Genomic DNA, 15,911 nt, shown 5'->3' on the forward strand with positions numbered 1-15,911 from the left:
CGACTTTAGTCGCCCTTTTTTGTGTCTGCGATTTGGTGAATCCTAGGGGGCGCTTTATTTCTTTCGTGAAACCAATGATCTACATAAGCTGTCTGTAACTTCATACAGGTCAATCGTCTATTCAAGGCTAGGCTTAGTCTGAAGTGAACGACCGCTGGGTAATGCGCCTGGCATAAGGAAGTGAATGAACAAGCTCATTGTCGTGATAGCAGTACTGACATTGGCGGGCTGTACCACGAGCGCCAAGACTCATGCGGTACGTGGAGTCAGTGGTATAGAGATCGATTGTTCAGGATTGGGCTCCGGATGGGAGAAGTGTCACAAGAGAGCTGCCAAGGAGTGCAAGGGTGCAGGTTATAAAGTCGTCGTAAGGTCCGATGACGCGAAGGAGGACGATGAGTTCCCTTTTGGCTTCAATCCCGCGGGTTATCTGACGCGCACCATGCTGGTTATCTGTAGATGAATACCGGGTTTGAGCAATGTTCCGATGTTCTGAAATCGGGCACCTCATTGCAAGGAAAGATATGTCAAAACTCGGGCTGTTCAAATTTCTCCGGGCATGCTAAAACCTTTGAAGCGCTTTTCCTAGCTGCTTGAAAAAGAAGGGAAAAATATGACGAAGTCGGAGTTGATCGAACGAATTGTCACCCATCAAGGGCTGCTCTCATCCAAGGATGTGGAGCTGGCCATCAAGACCATGCTTGAGCAAATGTCCCAATGTCTGGCCACCGGTGATCGAATCGAGATCCGTGGTTTTGGCAGCTTCTCCCTGCACTATCGCGCGCCGCGCGTAGGCCGCAATCCGAAAACCGGTCAGTCCGTCAGCCTCGACGGCAAGTTCGTTCCGCATTTCAAGCCAGGCAAAGAACTGCGCGATCGCGTGAACGAGGAAGAGGAGGAGGGGTTTTGACAGCTGCACTTCAAGGAACCACTGATGCGTAACCTCAAGCGCGTACTTCTCGCTGTATTTGTCCTGTTGCTCGTTCTCGCGATCCTGGCGTTCGTACTTGAGAACCAGCAAGGTGTGTCACTGCTGTTCCTGGGCTGGGCGGGCCCGCAGTTGCCAGTTTCGCTGGTCATGGTGATTGCGCTGCTGATCGGTATGGTAATCGGGCCGATTCTTGGCTGGTTTCTGGGACGTACGTCCAGAGCCTCTCGCAAGCGCCTTGTCTGATCGAGACAAACCTGCGGTACGCGTTGAACTTGCATCCCGGCTTGTCCATATCCATTAGTAAAACCTTCATTAAGCTGTAAAATGCTGCGCTTGACCGATTGAGGTGTTCCCGCATCGGTTCAGACTGACTCTGTCAGAAGCCACGGCTGACTTGATGGCTTTTGCATTCATGGATTAGACAGTGCGCGATTGGCGGCCCTGTCAGCAACTTAAGGGTATGGTTTCGCGTGAAAATTCTAGTAACCGGCGGCGCCGGGTTTATCGGCTCGGCAGTCATTCGTCATATCATCTCCAACACTACCGACTCCGTCGTTAACGTTGATAAACTGACTTATGCCGGTAACCTTGAGTCGCTGGCCGAAGCCAGCCAGAACTCGCGTTACGTGTTCGAACGCGTCGACATCTGCGACCGTGATCAAGTGGACCGTGTCCTGCGTGAACACCAACCGGATGCCATCATGCACCTGGCCGCAGAGTCTCACGTTGACCGCTCCATCTCCGGTCCGTCTGAATTCATCCAGACCAACATTATTGGCACTTACACCTTGCTGGAAGCTGCACGCCACTATTGGGCGGCACTGAATGAAGCGCGGAAAGCCAACTTCCGCTTCCACCATATTTCCACCGACGAAGTCTACGGAGACCTCGAAGGTCCGGAAGACCTCTTCACCGAAACCACGCCGTATCAGCCAAGCTCGCCGTACTCGGCCAGCAAGGCCAGTTCCGATCACCTGGTTCGCGCCTGGAGCCGTACCTACGGCTTGCCGACTCTGGTTACCAACTGTTCGAACAACTACGGTCCTTGTCACTTCCCTGAGAAGTTGATCCCGCTGATCATCCTCAATGCACTGGAAGGCAAGCCGCTGCCGGTCTATGGCAAAGGCAACCAGGTCCGTGACTGGCTCTACGTCGAAGACCACGCCCGCGCACTTTACAAAGTCGTGACCGAAGGCGTAATCGGCGAGACCTACAACATCGGCGGCCATAACGAGAAGCAAAACATCGAAGTGGTGCATACCCTGTGCGCACTGCTCGACGAACTGCGTCCGGACTCCGCTCATCGTCCACACGCCAGCCTGATCACCTACGTTCAGGATCGCCCAGGTCACGACCAGCGTTACGCGATCGATGCCAGCAAAATCCAGCGCGAACTGGGTTGGACACCGGAAGAGACCTTTGAAACCGGCATCCGCAAAACCGTCGAGTGGTACCTCAGCAACACTGAGTGGGTAGCTCACGTGAAGAGCGGCAGCTACCAGCAATGGATCGACCAGAACTATACGGATCGTTCGGACAAGGTATGAAAATCCTCCTGTTGGGAAAAAACGGCCAGGTCGGCTGGGAGCTGCAACGTTCCCTTGCACCGCTTGGCGAGTTGATCGCCCTGGATCGTCACCCGGTGGATGGTTTGAGCGGCGACCTGTCTGATCTTGATGCATTGCGTGCGACGATCCGTCAGGTCAGGCCCGACGTTATCGTCAATGCTGCCGCTTACAACGCCGTGGATAAAGCCGAGTCCGAGACGGAGCTGGCCGACCTTGTGAACGGTCAGGCAAGTCAGGTCATGGCTGAAGAAGCCGCATCCTTGGGTGCCTGGCTGATTCACTATTCGACCGACTATGTTTTCAGTGGTGAAGGCCTGACGCCATGGCAAGAGACAGATGCCGTCGCTCCGGTTAATCACTACGGCTCCAGCAAACTGGCCGGCGAGCAAGCAATTACTGCCTCGGGCTGCAAGCATCTGATCTTCCGCACCAGCTGGGTCTATGGCGCGCGCGGCAACAACTTTGCCAAGACCATGCTGCGCCTGGCTAAGGATCGCGACATCCTGAGTGTCATCGCCGACCAGATCGGCGCCCCCACCGGCGCAGATCTGATCGCTGACGTGACGGCGCTCGCCATTCGGCAAGTCTTGCAGCGTCCTGAACTGGCGGGCTTGTATCACTTGGCGGCCACCGGCGAAGTGTCCTGGCACGGCTACGCCAGCCATGTGATCGGTTTTGCCAAGGTCAACGGTGAAGAGCTCGCCGTCACGGCAATCAATCCAATAGATACAATGGCCTACCCAACACCGGCGCGTCGCCCTCTGAACTCACGGTTGAATACTCAGAAGCTGCGCGACAATTTTTCTCTACACTTGCCGGATTGGCAAAGTGGTGTCACCCGAATGCTTATGGAAGTCCTGAATAAATGACCACGACAAATCGTAAAGGCATCATCCTCGCTGGCGGTTCGGGCACTCGTCTGCATCCGTTGACCCTCGGCGTGTCCAAGCAGATGCTGCCGATCTACGACAAACCGATGATCTTTTATCCGCTATCAGTGCTGATGCTCGCAGGTATGCGAGAGATTTTGATCATTTCCACTCCCGAAGACTTGCCTTGTTTTCGCAAATTGCTGGGTGACGGTAGTCTGTACGGCATTAAGTTGACATATGCGGAGCAACCTAGTCCGGATGGCTTGGCACAGGCTTTCATCATCGGTGAAGAGTTCATCGGCAAAGACCCTTGCTGTCTGATTCTGGGTGACAACATTTTCTACGGCCAGCACTTCTCAGACAACTTGCGTTCCGCAACGGCCAGAAAGGAGGGCGCAACTGTATTCGGTTATCACGTTTCTGACCCTGAGCGATTCGGTGTAGTTGAATTCGATGCCTCGGGTCGTGCTTTGAGCATTGAAGAAAAGCCAGTAAAGCCTAAATCCAATTACGCGGTCACCGGACTGTATTTCTACGATAACGATGTAGTTGAAATCGCTAAGAGCATTAAACCTTCAGAGCGGGGTGAACTGGAAATCACCGATGTCAATCGGGCTTATCTGGAACGCAAGACACTCAGCGTGGAAATGCTTGGACGCGGTTTTGCCTGGCTCGACACAGGCACGCATAACTCCCTCTTGGAAGCCAGCCATTTCGTTCACACCATCGAACAGCGCCAAGGCCTGAAAGTGGCTTGCCTGGAGGAAATTGCATTCAATAATGGTTGGATATGCCCAGAGCAACTACAGACTCAAGCTGATAAATTAATAAAAACTGGATATGGGCAGTATTTACAAAAAATTCTAGATGAGGGACGTCACTCGTGAAGCTCCTTCAAACTTCTTTACCTGATGTAGTTGTTCTAGAGCCTGTGATTTATGAAGATTCGCAGGGTTGGTCTATGCAGAGTTTTAATGAACCTGCATTTCACAAGGTACTTAAAAAGGCCGGTTTTTCGGTGCCGCGGCCTCTAATTCAGGATAACCATTTCTGTTCAAAGAAGGGTGTGATCCGAGGCTTGCATTATCAGCTTCCTCCCCATGCCCAAGGCAATTTGATCAGGGTAGTAAATGGTTCAGGTTATGTTGTGGTCGTCGATGTACGTCGCGATTCTCTGACATTCGGAAAATGGGTTGGCGTTGAGCTAGATGCTGTTAGTCAGCGCATGTTGTGGGTTCCCGAGGGCTTCGCACACGGCTTCGTTGCCTTAGAGGATAATACGCATTTTTTCTATAAGACAACCAATGATCACCATAAGGAATCGGAGCGAAACGTCAGGTGGAATGACCCGAGTATAGGTATAGATTGGCCTAAATTTACGGAAATATCCATTAGCACTAAAGATGAAGTTGCTCCTCTCTTAAAGAACAGCGAGCCACACTCTGAGTTTCTTCAAGGCACTACCGAGTTAATGGATCTAAAGGTAATTGGTGATAAGCGCGGAAGTTTGATCGCTCTCGAGCAAGGCCTAAATATTCCCTTTGCGATAAAGCGGGTTTATTATATATACGATACTCTCTCTGATGTTGGTCGTGGTTTTCACGCGCATCGGCGTTTAGAGCAAATGGCAATTTGTGTATCTGGAAGTTGTAAAATAGTAACCGATGATGGAGTCACCAGGCAGCAGATAGGCTTGGATTCAGCGAGTAAAGCCTTGATCATACGCAATATGATATGGCGTGAGATGCATGAGTTTAGTAATGATTGCGTCCTTCTTGTGTTGGCCAGTGAACCCTATGATGAGTCCGACTATATTCGGGATTATGATCAATTCATTAAGGAGGTGAGTTGTGGAAAAAAATAAAAAGCTAGTAATCGCTGGGGCGGGCGAGTTAGCAATGATCGCCTATGAATATTTTACGTATGACTCTGCTTACGAAGTTTGTGGATTCGCCGTTGAGCGAGACTATATCGAAAGTGATACACTTTATGAGTTGCCTATCGTTCCCTTTGAGGATATGCAGCAACAATTTCCCCCTTCCGAGTTTGAAGTGTTTGTGGCGATTCCCGCGTCACAACTCAATCGCTTGAGAACGCGTTTGTATCAGAGCGTTAAAGAGAAAGGCTACACCTGTGCCACCTATATCAGTTCTCGCGCATTTGTATGGCGGAATGCGAAAATAGGGGAGAATTGTTTTATATTCGAAAATAATACCGTGCAACCTTTTGTTGAGATTGGGAATAACGTAATTCTTTGGAGCGGTAATCATATCGGTCACCGCTCGGTGATTGAGGATAACTGCTTTATTTCCTCGCATGTGGTTGTTTCGGGCTATTGTAGAATCGGGGAGTCTTGTTTTTTAGGGGTGAACTCTACGCTTAATGATCATGTGACGGTCGCACGGGACTGTATTGTGGCTTCCGGTTCGTTAGTATCGAAAGACCTGAAAGAGCCTGAGCGTATTTATTATGGTTCTCCAGCAAAAGAACTACCTAAGAAAAGTTCACTCAGCGTTAAATTGTAGAGGAAGGCGTCATGAAGTGGAACAAGCTAGGTCATGTCTTTTCTCCAACCGGAACTAACGATTGGAAGAAAAATTCTGCGCTGACGCCTACACCGATTCTACTGAACGATAATGTAATCCGTGTATATGCAGGGTTCAGGGATGAAGAGGGTGTTAGTAGGATTGGTTATGTGGACGTCGATGCGCAAGACCCTACTAAAGTCCTCAAGGTTTCTGAGGTTCCAGTTTTGGATCGGGGGCGAGACGGGTGCTTCGATGACAATGGCGTTATTCTAGGTGACATTGTTAGATGTGGTAACGTCCTGCGGATGTACTATGTTGGTTTTCAAATAGTTAAGCGTGCAAAATTTTTAGCATTCACAGGATTGGCGGAAAGCACTGATGGTGGCGAGACATTTTCGCGTGTTTCTGAAGTGCCTGTCATGGACAGGGCTGAAGCCGGAACAACGATTCGTGCGATCCATTCTGTTCTGTTCGAGGACGATGTCTGGAAAGTATGGTATGCGGTGGGTGACTCTTGGACATTAATCAATGGCAATCACTACCCTGACTACAATATTTGGTACACAGAGTCTGTCGACGGCCGAATATTTAACCAGCAAGAGTTGTTATGTATAGATGTGGAAGGAGATGAGTATCGGATAGGGCGGCCCTCAGTATACAAAGTAAAAGACAAATATTATATGTTTTATACTAAGGGCGGCACATCCGGTAGTGACTATTTTCCAGGTGTGGCCGTATCCAGCGATGGGAAGCATTGGGAACGTCGTGATTCGAGCCTTGGTTTGACACTTTCTGAAAGTGGCTTCGACTCTGTGCATCTTTGTTATCCAAGATTAGTCACTGCAGCAGAAAAGACGTTCTGTTTTTATAACGGAAATAATATGGGGGCAGAGGGGTTTGGTGTGGCGGAGTTGTTGGAATGGTAGTTTGCGAGTTTTATTCAGCCACCAGAAAAAACGAGTGGGATAGTTTTGTTGTAGACTCCAAGACTCCATTGTTTCTATTTAAAAGAGACTTTATGGAGTACCACTCGGATCGATTTATTGACGCCTCATTGATGATTTATGAGGAAGAAGTACTGGTCGCTGTGTTGCCTGCGTCTCGTAACGAGGATGTTTTGGTCAGCCACGGTGGTTTGACATACGGCGGCTTGATTCTGTCTCAAAAGGTAAAGGCTGAAACTGTTCTAGAAAGCGTTGAAGCTATGATGCTTTTTGCTAGATCTCACAAATTTAATAAGATTTTATACAAGGCTACTCCTTACATATTTTCAATTCATGGTGCACAAGAAGACCTGTATTCATTGTTTAGAGTCGGAGCTGAAATTGTTCGTAGGGATCTGTCGAGCATTATTTTCCTAGATCGGCGATTGAAGCTTTCCAAAGGCAGAAAGTGGCTTATTGCTCGGGCAAAAAAGAATAATTTAGTTGTGACTGACTCCAATGACTGGGGTGAATTTATTGGTTTGCTGAATGGTGTGTTAGAGAAACATGGGGCTGTAGCAGTTCATACGCCACAAGAACTTGAGTTATTGTCATCTCTTTTTCCTGAAAACATATCTCTCAGAATCGTCAAGTCTGAAGGAAAGTTGCTGGCTGCGACCTTGCTTTTTAAATTTGGTACTGTCGTCCATACTCAGTATTTAGCGACAAACTCCGAAGGCAAAGAGGTGGGGGCGTTAGATTATCTTATTGAAGCCTGTATTCAAGAGAGCCTAGACAGCGGATTTAAGTATTTTAGTTTCGGGGTGTCTACTGAGAATGGTGGAAAATACATCAACTCAGGTCTGCTTGCTCAAAAAGAAAGTTTCGGTGCCCGTGGTATGGCAATTGATTTTTATGAGATTAAACTAAATGATTAATTTTCTTGACTTGAAAAAAGTAAATCAGGCCTACGCTGTTGAATTGAAAGAAGCCTGCGCAAGAGTTATTGACTCTGGTTGGTATATTGGTGGTCAAGAACTATCAAAATTTGAGCAAGAATTTGCAACCTATTGTGGTTCTCAGCACTGTGTTGGTGTTGCTAATGGGTTAGATGCTTTGAGTTTGACCCTCAGAGCCTGGAAGGAAATGGGTAAGCTGGAAGACGGCGACGAGGTAATTGTTCCCGCCAATACTTATATTGCCAGTATTCTGGCGATCACAGAAAATGGCTTGGTGCCAGTTCTCGTTGAGCCCGATGAGCATAGCTTCAATTTGTCACCTCAACGTGCAGAGCGCGCGATAACCAATCGGACTAAAGTCATTTTGGCGGTGCACTTGTATGGTCAACTGGCAGAGATGCCGTCACTGTGCGCGCTGGCAAAAAAATACAACCTATTGGTGCTAGAAGATTCCGCTCAAGCTCACGGTGCGAGCATTAATGGCCGCAAGGCAGGTACTTGGGGAGACGCTTCAGGGTTCAGCTTTTATCCAGGTAAAAACCTAGGGGCTCTCGGTGACGCAGGGGCAGTCACAACCGACGATGTTGAACTGGCGTCTGTTGTCCGTGCACTAGGCAACTATGGAAGTTATAAAAAATATGAAAACCAATATAGGGGTGTGAACAGTCGTTTGGACGAAATTCAAGCGGCAATGTTGAGAGTTAAATTACGTCATCTGGATCGTGAAATAATGGTGAGGAAAACATTGGCTAATCAATATATAGCCAATATTGATAACGCTCTGATTCAGGTTCCATCACTTGCTCTTCAAGAACAGCATGTATGGCATTTGTTTGTTGTGCGTAGCGAAAGGCGTGATGAGTTGAAAAGCTATCTGTACGGCCATGGTATTGAAACGCTGATCCACTATCCTATCCCGCCACACAAACAAAACGCTTATAGAGCCTTGGCTTCGGAACATCATCCAGTAACGGAAGCTATACACCGGACAGTACTAAGCTTGCCGTTAAGCCCAGTCACTTCTGCTGCTGAAGTCAGTATGGTAATCGACCATTTGAACGCCTTTTCTTAAAATCGTTGTGTTTTAGCTTGGCCGGGGAATAAGTTAGCTTTAGAAGGGGCTAAAGCTAATATTTTTACAATGCTGCGTTAAATGGTTTTGATTTTGAATATACTAAAAACTGGTTTGCTAACCTCTATCGCTACAGTTGCTCGATTACTGTCGGGTTTCTTGGTGATGAAGTTTGTAGCGATTTTAGCTGGGCCTGAAGGCGTTGCACAACTCGGCCAGTTTATGAGTCTCACAGCCTTACTGGTTGTATTTTCGGGAGGAGGAGTTGGCGCAGGTGTAGTCAAGTATTTGGCGGAATACCGTGAGCAAAATATCTCTCTACAAATACTACTAAACTCAGCATTTTGTTTTTCCCTCGCCTCGTCGTTAGTGATGTGTATAGTGGTGCTCGCTTTTAGCGAGCATTTGTCGATTTGGTTGCTTGGTGATCTGCGCTATAAAAGTCTGATTATCGTACTAGCGTTCGCACAGATTTTTGTAGCACTGCATAATTTAATTATCGCAATCGTCAATGGCATGATGGATGTGAAGCGTCTTGCTGCGATACACGTAGGAGGGGCCGCTCTTGGGGTGCTCGCCCCATTGGTATTGGGCTATTATTATCAGTTGTACGGTGTGCTTCTGGCTTTTTTGTTGGCTCAAGCGAGTCTGTTGTTTGTTAGTTTTATGTTTTATAAGAAAAGTGACTATTTCAACTGGAGTTATTTTGCTCTAGTCTGGGATGTTGAGATGGTTAAAAAGTTGTCACATTTCTCGGTGATGACGTTAACTTCAGCCCTTCTCGCTCCAGCAGTCCAAATTGCTACTCGAAATATTTTAGCTGAAAAATTTTCCTGGGAGCAAGTCGGGTATTGGCAGGCGGTTAGCAAAGTATCGGAAGCCTATTTGCTGTTCATAACCATGGCGATCAGTGTTTATTATCTTCCCAGGTTGTCTGCAATTATAGATAAAAAGTTGTTCATTTCTGAAATTAGAACTGCTTATCAATACTTGATCCCAATTGTTATTGTGTCAGCGTTGGGTATATATTTTTTTCGTGATTTCATTACTCAGGTGCTGTTTTCTTCCGAATTTTCGAATGCGCTTTATCTTTACGCTCCGCAACTGCTCGGCGATGTCATTAAGGTAATGTCTTTTATACTATCTTTTATAATGCTCGCTAAAGCCATGACGAAATTATTCATATTCTCTGAGGTGTTTTTCAGTCTGACCTATGTGGCCTGGGTGTATTTTTTGACGGAGCACTTCGGACTGGTTGGTGCGATGTACGCTTTTGTTGTGAATTACGCGATTTATTTTGTATTCAGTTTTGTGGTTGCTCGTCGGTTTATAGTGAGTATGAGGTGAGGAAGGTCATTGTGGTAATGGCATTTAGGTCGAAGATTATTGCTCGGCCGAGATAATTGATTTTATGATGATTACTAGTATGTATTATTGTAAAGTGTTTTTTAGCAGTGATCATTGTTTAGGCGGAGTTAGCATCTCTCAATGTGGGATTTAGAATTATTCCGATTTCCTGCTCTTGGTAGTGGTGAGGCTAATGCCTCAGCCGTTTGAATACCTGTTGGCTAGGGATGTTATTGAGCGATCGGTGATCGAGAAGGGAGGTCTTGTTGGATATGGTTAAAATTGCTGTACTATTAGCTGCCTATAATGGCGTTAAATGGTTGCCTGCACAGGTTGAATCAATTCTTCAGCAAAAAAATGTTGATGTAAATATTTTTATTAGCGTCGACTCTTCTAGCGACGCAACAGAGGCATGGGTTAGCGAACTGGCGTTAAATAATACCCAGGTCAAAGTTCTTCCTCACGGCGAACATTTTGGTGGGGCGGGTAGAAATTTTTATAGGCTTATCCGTGACGTAGATTTTTCTGAATTTGATTATATAGCTTTAGCTGATCAAGATGATATTTGGTTAGCCGATAAGTTGAGCGCTGCTCACGAGAGGATTTCGGAATCGTGCGCTTCGGGTTATTCCAGTAATGTAACTGCATTTTGGTCTGATGGGCGGAAAGTCTTGCTTGATAAAGCACAGCGGCAACGTAAGTATGATTTTTTGTTCGAGGCAGCTGGGCCTGGCTGCAGCTATGTTCTTAAAGTGTCTGATGCGCTTGAGTTCAAGCGATTTGTAATAGCGAATTGGTCGCGTGTATGTGAAGTATCTTTGCATGACTGGTTGGTGTATGCCTGGTTTAGGTCAAGTGGTCTGAGTTGGTACATAGACCCGGTCTCTCATATGCTCTATCGTCAGCATTCAAACAATCAATTCGGCGCTAATACTGGTATTAAAGCTCTCGTGGCCCGTTTGTCTTTATTGCGAAGCGGGTGGTATCGTGGCGAGGTCAGTAAAATTTCAGGTTTATTGGCAGATAAGGCCCAAGGATTACCGGCTTCCTTGCTCAAGCAGGGTAAGATTCCTTCCTCTTTTTTGATTCGCAACTGGGCTAGCTTGCGTCGTCGATTTCGCGATCGAGTTTTTTTGTTGGTAATGGTTGTTCTGGGGATTTATTAGGTATGAGTTGTGCAGTGGCCTGACTTTTTGTGACTTTCACCCCTATGCTCTTAGGTTAAGCGGTATTGAGTGTTTGACATTAAGGTTTTTGAATGTTGGAAGAGCTATCCCGCTCTTCTGGCAGAAAGTCAATTATATATCGATCAAAATATTGGCGCGCAGGCGGGTCGTTTTGAATTTTCAGCAGGGCGTTGAAATCTTGAGTAGAATTTTTTGGGATGTATAATCCTATCGAAATCTTTGCGAATCAATGAGATTTCGCATGTTAATAACTTACGCTCTTGTGCAATCGAGTTCACTTGTATCAGCTGGGGAAGCGGCTGAAATCTGCTGCGGAGCAATAAATGGAGCATAAAAAATAATGATTCAGTGGCTGTTCCTTCCTTTCGTTATTCTCCTGTCTTTAACGCTGACTGAGCTGTTGAGGCGTTATGCCCTTGCGCGCAGCATTATTGATATTCCAAATGCTCGAAGTTCTCATTCGGTTCCAACGCCTCGTGGTGGGGGGGTAGCGATTGTTTTGGTTTTTCTCTCGTGCCTGCCATTTTTGGCATGGATGCAGTTGGTGCCGGTCACTACGTTGGTCGCGGTAGGCGGAGCTGGAGCATTGATCGCAGTGATCGGATTTATTGATGATCATGGTCATGTCGCCGCTAGATGGCGCTTATTAGGACATTTCGCTGCCGCTGCCTGGGCATTGTTTTGGCTGGGTGGTTTACCTGCGATCGTCATTTTCGGCTTGACTATTGACCTGGGATGGTTTGGGTACGTTCTATCTGCGCTTTACTTGGTATGGATGCTAAATTTGTACAATTTTATGGATGGGATCGATGGCATCGCCAGTATCGAAACGATCTGCGTATGTATGGGGGTCTGTTTGCTTTATTGGGTAAGTGGTTTTGATAGCATGGTTTGGCTTCCCCTTTCACTCGCTAGCGCTACTGCAGGTTTTTTGTTTTGGAATTTCCCGCCTGCGCGAATTTTTATGGGCGATGCCGGAAGCGGGTTTTTAGGGGTTGTATTGGGAGTGATTTCCATTAATTCTGCCTGGGCTTCTTCACAATTGTTTTGGGCAATGTTGATTTTGCTTGGCGTGTTCATCGTAGATGCTACTTTTACTTTAATGCGTCGTTGTGTGCGTGGTGACAAAGTCTATGAAGCACATCGCAGTCATGCCTATCAGTTTGCATCTCGACGCTTTGGTAAGCATTTACCGGTAATACTGGCGGTCGCAGCTATCAATGCGTTTTGGCTGCTCCCAATTGCCCTAAGTGTGGTTTTGCTAGGAATGGACGGTGTGTTCGGTCTGATTTTTGCCTACTTTCCTTTAATAATTCTGGCGGTGAAATTTCACGCTGGTGAATTGGAAAATGCCGACGGCCTCGGTGGTGGTAAGATTTAACGGATTGCTAAGATAAGTTTTTGTCGACAAACATAGACATGCATCATGTAGATATAGTGATGCGGCTAGGTGAAGCTTGTCGCAAATTTACGGGCATTATTACTAGCATCAACTGCTTGTTCAAAAACAATCCTCGTGAGTTATTGCTTGGGCTGTCGCGCCGTAAAAAGCGACAGCTTCAAGTTTCAATCGACGTCGTATTCGTGTAACTGCCTCATCAATTTGCGAGCGACCAAGGACTCCGGCACCTTGCAGACGTTCGATGATTCCCACCGATTCATCGACACTCTGATCATCAGGATTGATACTCGTGATGCCTCTGTTTTCAAGAAAGTAGCGCTTCGAACCCTTAATCAACTCTGCGTACGGCTCCTGTACTGGCTTAGCCACAAATACGATTGCTGTCTGTAGACCATTGCGGTCTTGACCCAGCTGTAGGTCGGGAATCTGACCCTTGGCGCTGACCTCAAGTACTCCTGTAAGGTTGCCTACACGGAAAACCATGAAATATCTCAGTGCGGGAGACTCGCAAGGCACCGCGAAACGACTAAAAGATCAGCTTTCCGCAGCCCTCACAGAGGCAAAAGGCGCTCGCATAAGAAGCCTGGATGGACTGAACCTGATGCAGACAATTGTTTCAAAGGGGGACCCTTCGGTTGACTCTCTGCAAGCCATAGTATATAAAATACGATTATTCAATTAGGCCTTATTTCGGTCGCAACAATGTCCGGAGGACGTATTGGTACCTTTAGTATCTTACATCGTACCTGCTTACAATCATGACCAATACGTTCAATGTTGCCTTGATAGTATTTTAGCCGATGTTTATGGCAATAAAGAAATTGTAATCATTGATGATGGTTCTACCGATAACACCGCGAAGGTGATCGAGCAATGGCTGTCACGCCATGCCGAGAGCATAAACGTTATCTATAAGAGTCGCCCAAACAAAGGTGTAACGGCGACTATAAATGAGCTCACAAGTTTGGCAAACGGCGATTTTCTCAGGTTGGGCGCCAGTGATGATTATTTCTTGTCGGGAGGCAGCCAAAAGCTGGTCGACTATTTGCTAAACTGCCCGGATAAGTTGGCTGTCATTGGTGACTCCATCGTTGTCGACGAGCATGGCAAAGTGATCCACGACAGCGGTATGACCGGCTTGCACCGAGCGAACAAGCAAAGATACCTATCGGAGAAAGGCATTATAGCGTCGGTTATTAGCGACTGGGCGGTTGCGGGCCCTGTCCCGATGGTGCGTAGAGCATTCGTTACCGACGGTGAAGGCTGGGACGAGGGGCTACGGATTGATGATTGGGATTTTTTTCTCCGGATTGCGGCACAAGGTGGGCTGGGCTTTATCGATGAGCGCGTATGTGCATACCGAGTACACAACACCAATACCTGCCGGACTCCCGACGTCGTGTCCAGAATCAGGAATCTCGAAGAGTCCGGAAAAGTAGCAAAACGGCACATCGCAAAATTCCACGGTCCTTATAAAAAAATGCTTCAAGCACAGTGTTACTTGGTCGACGCAAAGGTCGCATTTTTAAAACACCAGTGGCTCAAGACGTCATTTTATATGGCAGGATATTTTGCATTTAACATTGCGGGGGAGTTGCAAGGCATGAGCAACTCTAAAAAGGGCGGCGTGTGAAAGATTTTCATCGGTCTCCCTCGATATTTTTCTCATTGCCCTTGCTGGGCAGTTGCATTATTGCGCTGCTTACATTTGAACTGCCTAAGGGTTACGGCGTCGGTATTTCGATTTTGATGGTGGTCGCCGTCTTGGCCATAGTGTTCGATTCGATACTAGGTATTCGTTTGCCCGCGCGCCGCGCACTACAACTCGTGCCCTTTGATCGCTCGCCCGAATGCTATTGGGTGAAGGTGTTGGCTTGGTCGGTGCTGGTGGCCTGCATCCTCGACTTGACCTTATTTCCATTGCCATTACTTAATCCTGAGATCTATGCCAACTTCGACGGAGGTCGATCGCATGTTCGACATATCTCGAATATGTGCTGGGTACTTCCCATTGTAGGATTGCTTTGCTACCCAGACAAACGCATCAGAGTTCTTTTCATTGCTATAGGACTGGCATTTCCTGTTCTGGTACTGGACCGAAACCGGCTTTTTGCCTCGGTGTATGGATTGGCCGTAACCATGGTCTTTTTCTCCAAGCGGCAAATTCCCTGGAAAACCCTGATTGCCAGCTTGCTAGGGGCACTGCTTCTTTTTGCTAAATTGGGGCAATTTCGTTCGGGGCGCCTTGATTGGGTGGCATTACCTTTCAGCGACTTCTATGTCGCGGCTTCAGCCGGCTTTAAATGGATTTTACTCTACATTGGTGCGGGAATTTATAACTTTAGTTCCATAATGGCCAAAGGTTACATCGACTCAGATTTCTTGATTAATCAATTGGTCCCCCAGGCAGGCGGAGTAGAAACCTTGGGATCTACTATCCCATTTGATGAGCCTGTCATTAACGTTGGAACTGAATACTTTCCCTTCCTGATGGCGTGGGGGTCTGTGGGGGCGGTGGGTGCGGCGTTGTTTTTGTACCTGTCGCTAGTCGCGTCCGTTTATTTCTTCAGGAAGCGCCCAAATATAATCTCGTTCTTGATATTTTTACGCATCAGTTACTGTTGTGTGATGGCAGGCTTCGCTCCCCAAGCCTACACTTGGACCAATTTGGGCTTCATTGCGTTGTGTCTACTCATGCAAATCTTTACATACCGGGTGCCCTTAATAGCCCTATCGAAATATGACAGAAAAAGCTAAGCCTGAGTCTGATTTATGCAGCGGGTGTGACAGCTGTACTCACACGTACCTGTATTTCAGTACAATACATCCCGAATTTATTTGTGCCAGTAGTGGCACGGTATTCTCTTGCACCTTGGCGTTATCGAGGTGGAGGTCGCATCGTATGGTGGCAGATCAATACGACTCCACGTATTTGCGCAAAAATTTAGCGGAACCCGGCCCTTTTTTATATGGTTTTAGATGATCGCTTCTGGTCGTCCGACAGCTGGGCCAGCTTGCTCCTGCAGATGTGCAATTTGTCCGCGAGCTTATGCTGGGTTTGCATTTCCTGTGTCTTCTCAACAGTCTTGGGAAGGGCGCGGATTATCGAGTTCGGACCAGAT

Annotated in this window: 17 protein-coding genes; 16 read left to right on the plus strand and 1 reads right to left on the minus strand. The window is 47.3% G+C overall.

Going from position 1 to position 15,911, the window contains the following annotated elements:
- Nucleotides 1-184 precede the first annotated feature (184 nt).
- The 14 genes from KGB18_RS08850 to KGB18_RS08920 all read left to right on the plus strand — a co-directional run bounded on the left by KGB18_RS08850 (nucleotide 185) and on the right by KGB18_RS08920 (nucleotide 12,768).
- The gene (locus KGB18_RS08850; RefSeq protein ID WP_123723143.1) at nucleotides 185-463 is read left to right on the plus strand and encodes a hypothetical protein; all 279 of its coding nucleotides are present in this window, start codon (nucleotides 185-187) and stop codon (nucleotides 461-463) included.
- Between the two features lie 150 nt (nucleotides 464-613).
- Complete coding sequence (gene ihfB / locus KGB18_RS08855) at nucleotides 614-910, plus strand: integration host factor subunit beta (protein ID WP_020299643.1); 297 nt, start codon at nucleotides 614-616, stop codon at nucleotides 908-910.
- A gap of 24 nt (nucleotides 911-934) precedes the next feature.
- Nucleotides 935-1,174: a LapA family protein gene (locus tag KGB18_RS08860; RefSeq protein ID WP_123723144.1), complete on the plus strand. Its 240-nt coding sequence runs from the start codon at nucleotides 935-937 to the stop codon at nucleotides 1,172-1,174.
- Between the two features lie 227 nt (nucleotides 1,175-1,401).
- Entirely contained in the window at nucleotides 1,402-2,478 is a 1,077-nt protein-coding gene (rfbB, locus tag KGB18_RS08865) for a dTDP-glucose 4,6-dehydratase (protein WP_123723145.1), read from the plus strand.
- A complete protein-coding gene (gene rfbD, locus KGB18_RS08870; protein WP_123723146.1) occupies nucleotides 2,475-3,368 on the plus strand; it encodes a dTDP-4-dehydrorhamnose reductase in 894 nt (297 codons plus the stop codon). The genes rfbB and rfbD overlap by 4 nt, the downstream gene beginning before the upstream one ends.
- A complete protein-coding gene (rfbA, locus tag KGB18_RS08875) occupies nucleotides 3,365-4,258 on the plus strand; it encodes a glucose-1-phosphate thymidylyltransferase RfbA (protein ID WP_123723147.1) in 894 nt (297 codons plus the stop codon). Before rfbD ends, rfbA begins: the two co-directional genes overlap by 4 nt.
- Nucleotides 4,255-5,235, plus strand: coding sequence for a dTDP-4-dehydrorhamnose 3,5-epimerase (gene rfbC, locus KGB18_RS29890; protein WP_123723148.1), 981 nt, complete (start codon nucleotides 4,255-4,257; stop codon nucleotides 5,233-5,235). Before rfbA ends, rfbC begins: the two co-directional genes overlap by 4 nt.
- Complete coding sequence (locus KGB18_RS08890) at nucleotides 5,222-5,896, plus strand: acetyltransferase (protein ID WP_123723149.1); 675 nt, start codon at nucleotides 5,222-5,224, stop codon at nucleotides 5,894-5,896. The genes rfbC and KGB18_RS08890 overlap by 14 nt, the downstream gene beginning before the upstream one ends.
- A gap of 11 nt (nucleotides 5,897-5,907) precedes the next feature.
- Nucleotides 5,908-6,825 (plus strand): hypothetical protein, encoded by a 918-nt coding sequence (locus tag KGB18_RS08895; RefSeq protein ID WP_123723150.1) that lies wholly within the window; start codon nucleotides 5,908-5,910, stop codon nucleotides 6,823-6,825.
- A 92-nt stretch (nucleotides 6,826-6,917) separates the two neighbouring features.
- Nucleotides 6,918-7,760, plus strand: coding sequence for a GNAT family N-acetyltransferase (locus KGB18_RS08900; protein WP_201060671.1), 843 nt, complete (start codon nucleotides 6,918-6,920; stop codon nucleotides 7,758-7,760).
- Nucleotides 7,753-8,853 carry a DegT/DnrJ/EryC1/StrS family aminotransferase gene (locus KGB18_RS08905; RefSeq protein ID WP_123723152.1) on the plus strand — a complete coding sequence of 367 codons (1,101 nt, stop codon included), beginning with the start codon at nucleotides 7,753-7,755 and terminating at the stop codon, nucleotides 8,851-8,853. The genes KGB18_RS08900 and KGB18_RS08905 overlap by 8 nt, the downstream gene beginning before the upstream one ends.
- 81 nt (nucleotides 8,854-8,934) lie before the next feature.
- Nucleotides 8,935-10,200, plus strand: a complete 1,266-nt coding sequence (locus KGB18_RS08910) for an O-antigen translocase (protein WP_222839692.1) — start codon at nucleotides 8,935-8,937, stop codon at nucleotides 10,198-10,200.
- A 272-nt stretch (nucleotides 10,201-10,472) separates the two neighbouring features.
- Complete coding sequence (locus KGB18_RS08915; protein WP_123723153.1) at nucleotides 10,473-11,366, plus strand: glycosyltransferase; 894 nt, start codon at nucleotides 10,473-10,475, stop codon at nucleotides 11,364-11,366.
- Nucleotides 11,367-11,727: 361 nt separating this feature from the next.
- Entirely contained in the window at nucleotides 11,728-12,768 is a 1,041-nt protein-coding gene (locus KGB18_RS08920; protein ID WP_123723154.1) for an MraY family glycosyltransferase, read from the plus strand.
- Nucleotides 12,769-12,888: 120 nt separating this feature from the next.
- Here the strand turns inward: KGB18_RS08920 and KGB18_RS08925 are convergent, their stop codons facing one another.
- Nucleotides 12,889-13,272 carry a hypothetical protein gene (locus KGB18_RS08925; protein ID WP_123723155.1) on the minus strand — a complete coding sequence of 128 codons (384 nt, stop codon included), beginning with the start codon at nucleotides 13,270-13,272 and terminating at the stop codon, nucleotides 12,889-12,891.
- Between the two features lie 235 nt (nucleotides 13,273-13,507).
- Between KGB18_RS08925 and KGB18_RS08930 the strand changes: the two genes are divergently transcribed.
- Nucleotides 13,508-14,422 carry a glycosyltransferase family 2 protein gene (locus KGB18_RS08930; protein ID WP_123723157.1) on the plus strand — a complete coding sequence of 305 codons (915 nt, stop codon included), beginning with the start codon at nucleotides 13,508-13,510 and terminating at the stop codon, nucleotides 14,420-14,422.
- Nucleotides 14,419-15,546, plus strand: coding sequence for a hypothetical protein (locus KGB18_RS08935; protein WP_123723158.1), 1,128 nt, complete (start codon nucleotides 14,419-14,421; stop codon nucleotides 15,544-15,546). Before KGB18_RS08930 ends, KGB18_RS08935 begins: the two co-directional genes overlap by 4 nt.
- Nucleotides 15,547-15,911 lie beyond the last annotated feature (365 nt).

The sequence above is a fragment of the Pseudomonas sp. BF-R-26 genome (genome assembly GCF_019947395.1).
Classification (GTDB): Bacteria; Pseudomonadota; Gammaproteobacteria; order Pseudomonadales; family Pseudomonadaceae; genus Aquipseudomonas; species Aquipseudomonas farris.

What these genes read in the sequence shown, in the direction of transcription:
- KGB18_RS08850 (WP_123723143.1), top strand. Translation starts at nt 185, where the DNA reads ATGAACAAGCTCATTGTCGTGATAGCAGTACTGACATTGGCGGGCTGT.
- ihfB (WP_020299643.1), top strand. Translation starts at nt 614, where the DNA reads ATGACGAAGTCGGAGTTGATCGAACGAATTGTCACCCATCAAGGGCTG.
- KGB18_RS08860 (WP_123723144.1), top strand. Translation starts at nt 935, where the DNA reads ATGCGTAACCTCAAGCGCGTACTTCTCGCTGTATTTGTCCTGTTGCTC.
- rfbD (WP_123723146.1), top strand. Translation starts at nt 2,475, where the DNA reads ATGAAAATCCTCCTGTTGGGAAAAAACGGCCAGGTCGGCTGGGAGCTG.
- rfbA (WP_123723147.1), top strand. Translation starts at nt 3,365, where the DNA reads ATGACCACGACAAATCGTAAAGGCATCATCCTCGCTGGCGGTTCGGGC.
- KGB18_RS08895 (WP_123723150.1), top strand. Translation starts at nt 5,908, where the DNA reads ATGAAGTGGAACAAGCTAGGTCATGTCTTTTCTCCAACCGGAACTAAC.
- KGB18_RS08900 (WP_201060671.1), top strand. Translation starts at nt 6,918, where the DNA reads ATGGAGTACCACTCGGATCGATTTATTGACGCCTCATTGATGATTTAT.
- KGB18_RS08905 (WP_123723152.1), top strand. Translation starts at nt 7,753, where the DNA reads ATGATTAATTTTCTTGACTTGAAAAAAGTAAATCAGGCCTACGCTGTT.
- KGB18_RS08910 (WP_222839692.1), top strand. Translation starts at nt 8,935, where the DNA reads ATGGTTTTGATTTTGAATATACTAAAAACTGGTTTGCTAACCTCTATC.
- KGB18_RS08915 (WP_123723153.1), top strand. Translation starts at nt 10,473, where the DNA reads ATGGTTAAAATTGCTGTACTATTAGCTGCCTATAATGGCGTTAAATGG.
- KGB18_RS08920 (WP_123723154.1), top strand. Translation starts at nt 11,728, where the DNA reads ATGATTCAGTGGCTGTTCCTTCCTTTCGTTATTCTCCTGTCTTTAACG.
- KGB18_RS08925 (WP_123723155.1), bottom strand. Translation starts at nt 13,272, where the DNA reads ATGGTTTTCCGTGTAGGCAACCTTACAGGAGTACTTGAGGTCAGCGCC.